General features: G+C 49.3%; 2 protein-coding genes. One reads left to right on the top strand and one right to left on the bottom strand.

Annotated elements, in window-relative coordinates; genetic code table 11:
- On the bottom strand, positions 1-1,834 hold a 1,834-nt coding region (locus Q0274_RS06455; RefSeq protein ID WP_298028408.1), incomplete at its 3' end, for an ATP-dependent helicase.
- 41 nt (positions 1,835-1,875) lie between these two features.
- On the opposite strand from Q0274_RS06455, the gene Q0274_RS06450 reads away from it, so the two are divergent.
- Positions 1,876-5,529 carry a transglycosylase domain-containing protein gene (locus tag Q0274_RS06450; protein WP_298028407.1) on the top strand — a complete coding sequence of 1,218 codons (3,654 nt, stop codon included), beginning with the start codon at positions 1,876-1,878 and terminating at the stop codon, positions 5,527-5,529.
- Positions 5,530-5,658 lie beyond the last annotated feature (129 nt).

Here is a 5,658-nt window from a genome sequence, read left to right as displayed (position 1 = left end):
CAAGCCCCTTGCTTGCGTGCACGCTGAGCAGATTTACCCCCTCGCCCTCGCTCATCTCTTTTGCGCCCAGGGTTATGAAATTATAAAAGCTCTGCGGATCCGCGTATTTACCGGCGATCTGCTCTAAAATGCCGCATTTATCGTAGATGCGGGAGATCTCGTCCTTTTTGCGCTCATCGTCTATCTTGCCGTTTTTTAGCGTCGCGCGCTTTGTCGCGATGAAATCCGCCACAAGCGCAAAAAGGCGCGAGTCTTTGATCTGCGAGATTAGCGTAGCGGACCTTACAGCTGAGCCGCTTTTTTTAAAAATTTTATAAATTTCGTGCAAAAATACGGCGCCGCCCTCGGTGATTTTATTATGTTTTAGCACCGGATGCGAGCGAAAAAACTCGTCAAATTCCAAAGCTTCAAAGCGCGATACCGAGCCGATAATATCGACATCGTCAAAAAGCCCGAGCTGATAGTTTTTTCTCTTTTTTTCAAAAATTTTAACGCTCTCGTCGGGGCGCAAAAGACCTGCGTGAATGCTTCCGTGACCAAGCGCGATTAACGCGTCGAAAAGCTCCTTGCTCAGCGCGCTGCCGACGCCTCTTGCGTATTCGCACGTGCTCATAAATGCCATCATATCTTTTGGGTTTATTATCATCGCGAAGATGTCCGTAAAGGCCTTGATCTCGCGGCTTTCAAAAAAGCTCACGCCGCCTTTTCGCTTCGCGCCGATGCCGAGCTCCTTAAGCGCGACCTCGACGCCGTCGGCGCTGGAATTATTGCGAAAGATGACGGCGATCTTTTCGCGCGGAGTACCGCTTTGCGCGATCTGTGCGGCTACATGGGCGTATTGCGCTGCCGTATCGTCGTAAACATGCAGCTTAGGCGCGCTAAATTTACCCTCGCGGCCTACGATCAGCTTCTTTTCGTAAAGACGCGGATTGTTCGCGATGACGCGATTTGCAAGCGCCAAAATCGCCGAGCTTGAGCGGTAGTTGATATTCAGCGCGTAAATTTTAGCGTCCGCAAAGCGCTTGCCGAAGCTGCCAATGATGTCGATGTTTGCGCCGTTGAAGGCGTAGATGCTCTGATCAAAATCGCCGACGCAAAAAAGGCTTTTCGTCGCAAAGGCGTCGATGAGGCTTCCTTGCAGCGAGTTCGTGTCCTGATACTCGTCCACTAAAATTTCATCAAACCGCAGCGGCGCGCCCTTTTGCAGCTCGCGGCGCATCTTTAGCAAAACGTCGTTGAAATCGGCGTAGTTAAATTTCGCCTTTTCCTCCTCAAACTCGCGCAAAATATCTGCATAAATTTCGGCAAATTCCGCCTGATCCTCGTAGTTTTTGCTAAACCACGTCGCAAAATCCGCGCTCATCTCTTTGTTTTGATACAGCGAATACACATCGTAAAGATACGCCCCGCCGTAGGGGCGCGCGTCGCTTACGTGATAAAATTTGCGCCTTTCTACGAGGCTTTTTAGCAGCGTTTTTAGCTCGGCGGGCTGCTTTAGGATCACACCTTTGCCCAGCTCGCGAAGTAGGGCGTAGGATACGGCGTGGAAGGTTCCCGCGACGATTGCGGAGGTGATTTTTTTATCAAAATGCCGCTGCAGCCTCGCTATCATCTCGCTTGCGGCCTTATTCGTAAAAGTAAGAAGCAAAATTTTTCTAGGACTCGTGCCGAGATTTAGCAGATGAGCGATCCGTGCGACGATGGTGCTGGTTTTGCCCGTGCCTGCGCTTGCGATTACTAGATTGTGCCCCGCAGGGGCGGTTGCGGCGGCGTATTGTTCGGTGTTTAGCTTAGCTAGAGCGTCCAAGATTATTCCTTTGCAAAAAGGCGCCATTATAGCCTAAAATCATTAAAATTCTTTGATATAATTGCGCGATGAAATTTCTAAAATTTATGTTAAAAATCGCGCTATTTTGCGCATTTGCATTCGCTCTGTTTTTGATCCTAGACGCGCTTCATCCGCTAAATTTGGATATGCTAAATAAGCAGAAGAGTAGAATTTTATATGACCGAAACGGCGAAATTTTAAATATGCAGATCAGCGACGATCAAATTTGGCGCTTCTACGCAGCCGCAGACGAGATACCGCCGCGGCTGAAACAAAGTGCGATCTACTTTGAAGACCGCTATTTTTACTACCATTTCGGCGTCAATCCAGCCTCGATCTTGCGCGCGGCTACGTATAATTTTACGCAAAATTTTACTAAAAAAAGCGAGGGCAACGTCGAGCGCGTCGGAGCCTCCACGATCACGATGCAGGTTGCGCGTATGATGCGCCCCAAACAGCGCAGCTACAAGAACAAAATCATCGAAATTTTTAACGCCTTTCAGCTGGAGTGGCACTTCAGCAAGGATGAAATTTTAGGAATGTATTTCAACCTCGCCCCATATGGCGGCAACATCGAAGGGGTCAAAACCGCGGCGTATTTTTACTTCAAAAAAGACCTTCGCGAGCTTAGCAACGCTCAAATCGCGCTTCTTAGCGTGATCCCAAAAAACCCGAACAAAAACCGTCTAGACCGCAGATCAAACATCAACGCGCTTAAAAACCGCCTAATTTCGCAGCTGCGAGAGGGCGGCGTGATCTCGCAAAGCGAGTATGAGCGCGCCCTCGCAGAGCCGTTTTCGCCCAGACGCTACGCAGCGCCCAATTATGCGCCGCATTACGCGCTGCTAGCGTTTAGCAATTATAAAATGCAAAATTTTACCGCCAAAGATGACGTAAATTTTACTCAAAATTTAGATTTGGGCGGAGCGTCCGGCGGGGCGGCGGGGCAAGCAAGTTTAACTGCGCACCGAGCCGCGGCGGCGGTAGAATCAAATTTTTCGGACGCGGCTGGTGCCGAATCAAATTTTACGGCTGCGACGAAGGTTGGGGCGAATTTATCTAGCGCCGCAAACACGCAGACGGGAGTGGATTTGAAAGAAATGAATCCCAAAGAGGCGGATTCTAAAACTAATGCACCGAAGAGTTTAAATTTAAGCGAACGAACGAGCTTAAATTTAAACGAGCGCGAAGTCGCAGAATCACAGGCAGGCGCAAAACCGAATGAATCAAAAAGCGTAAAACAAAATGAACGAGAGGGCGCAAACTTGGATGAGAGGCAAGATTTAATTAATGTCTCCCATCCGTCGCAAAATACTCAAAGTCTAAATTTAAACGAGCAACGAGGCGCTGCGCGTTTGCCGCAAAATTTTAGCGCAGATACAGATTCAAATAAATCGCAAACAGAGTATTCGCCGCAAAATCCGAATGCGGATATGAATTTAAACAAGCGGCAGAATGCCTCTGGTGCCGCACATCCGCACCAAGACCCGCAAAATTCGCAAAATCTAAATTTAAATAGTCAGCAAGATACCGCGCATTTGCCGCAAAATTTGCAGGCAGATGCAAACTCTAGCAAGCGGTCGCGTGTAAATTTTATTACGCAAATAAATTACGCTTCGGACACTAGGGCGCAGACGGATTCTGCTTCGTCAGACGCTAATGCTCAGACAGATTCTACTTCAGACGCCAAAATGCAGACGGCTTCTGCTGCAAGCGCCGAATCGCAGGCAAATTCCGCCCCCAACGCCAAGGTGCCGCAAAATTTCGCTTTAGCCGCCCGGGCGCAGGCAAATTCCGATCCGAACGCCAAGACGCAGGAAAATTCCGCAAACTCTAAAGGGGGCGCGCAGTCCAAGGAGCAAACCGCGCGAGCGCATGAGTTTGCGCGCCTTAGCGAAGGTAAAATTTATTCGAGCTTGGATCTAAAAACCCAGATCGCGCTTGAGGGCTTTTTGAAAAGCGAGATCCTCTCCCTGCGCGATAAGGGCGTTAGAAACGGTGCTGCGGTGCTGATCGATAACGAAAGTATGAGCGTGATCGCCTATGTCGGCAGCCACGATTTTAGCGCTAATGAGGGGCAAAATGACGGCGTGCGCTCGCAAAAAAACGTAGGCTCGACGCTAAAGCCCTTCATCTACGCCAAGGCCCTGCAGCACGGGCTCATCACCCCTTCAAAAAAGCTGATCGACGCGCCGATAATCTTCGCGGGCTACGTGCCGCGCAACTACAATCAGGGCTTTTTGGGCGCGGTGAGTGCGACGGATGCGCTAAGTCTTAGCCTGAATATCCCCGCGGTGAAGCTAAATTTGATGCTTGAGGGTGACGGGCTGTATGAGATGCTATCAAATGTGCATCTGGCGGAGTTTAGCAAGGATTATTACGGCGCAGGTATCGCTCTGGGAAGCATTTCGATGAGCCTAATGGATCTTGCTCGCCTTTACAGCGCGTTTGCAAATGGCGGAAAGCTACGAAAGCTCGAAATAGCGGGCGTAAAGATCGGCGATGAGATGCAAATTTTAACCCCGCAGAGCGCTTACATCGTAACGCAGATGCTAAGAAACGCGCCGCGCTCCTACCTCGGCTCGGTATGGCAAAACACCCTAAATGCGCCGCCTCTGATGTTTAAAACGGGCACGAGCGCCGATGCGCGCGATCTCTACACCGTCGCTCTGACGCCGAAATTTACTCTCGGCGTCTGGCTGGGAAATTTCGACGGCTCCAAGACTAGGGATCTTAGCGGCGGCGTAAGTGCTGCAAAAGTGGCGTTTAATATGTTTGCCTTCCTCGATAAATCGGGCATGCTGGGCGAGGTGGAGTTTGTGCGCCCCGCGGGCGTGAGCTTGCGGCGGGTATGCACCGACGCGTACCGCGAAAAGGAGTGCGCGCAAAGCGCCGATGATCTTACGATAGATGGGGTTGAGCCCAACGAGGAGTGCGAAATTTACGGCACAAGCGAGCTTTTTTACCTGCTAAAGCACGGCCTAGTCGATCCGCAAAAGGTACGCGCAGGAAGGTGCGCGGCTAAATTTGCCGCCGTAAAGCCCGTGCTAAACGACATCAACGCCAAAACCTACGAGACCGGCGCGGACGGCTTTTTGCGGCTTAAGGTGCAATGTACGGCGGTTTTTGGCGAGCGGGTATATATCAGGCTAAGCGGCGGTTCGCGGGAGTTTATAGCGTTAAATTCCACTGCGTTTGCAGGGGAGAATTCCGCAGATTTGGATTCCAAGCATTCTAGCACGGCGCAGCAAGATAATTTAAAGCAAAATTTTGCAGAACAGAATTCCACAGCACAAAATTCTATGCGACAAAATTTAGCGTCGCAGAATGTAAAATCACAAAATCTTACGAAGCAAAATTCTGTAGAATGGAATTTTATAGCTAAAAATCCAACTACACGGAATTTGGCGTCGCAAAATTCTATCTTGCAAAATTCTACAGAGCAGAATTCGGAGGCTCAAAATTTCACAGCGAAAAATTTTACAGATCAAAATTCCTCGCAGCAAAATTTCACGGCACGCGATTTCACCACGCAAAGCCTAGCGCCTACAAATTCTAAAGTTAAAACGGGAGAATATTTTGCGCGCACTAACGGTGAGGCTTTTACGCTAAGTCTTGGCGCAGGGGATTTCGAGCTTGGCTGCTTGGACGAAAATGCAAATTTCGCTAAAGCAAATTTTAGAGTAAATGAAAGAAAATAAAAGGTTAATTTGTATATAATTTCGTAAAATTTTTGCAAAGGAATTTTATGAAGACAAAACTACTAAGCGCAGCGCTATTTTGCGCTTTGGCTAGCTTTGCCGCGGGCGTAGAGATCAAATACGCTAACG

The organism is uncultured Campylobacter sp. (assembly GCF_937973075.1).
In the GTDB taxonomy this organism is placed as follows: Bacteria; Campylobacterota; Campylobacteria; order Campylobacterales; family Campylobacteraceae; genus Campylobacter_B.
This window is presented reverse-complemented; position numbering and strand designations above follow the sequence as displayed.

Excerpts from the sequence above, each read along its gene's own strand:
- Q0274_RS06450 (WP_298028407.1), top strand. The coding sequence starts at position 1,876 with ATGAAATTTCTAAAATTTATGTTAAAAATCGCGCTATTTTGCGCATTT.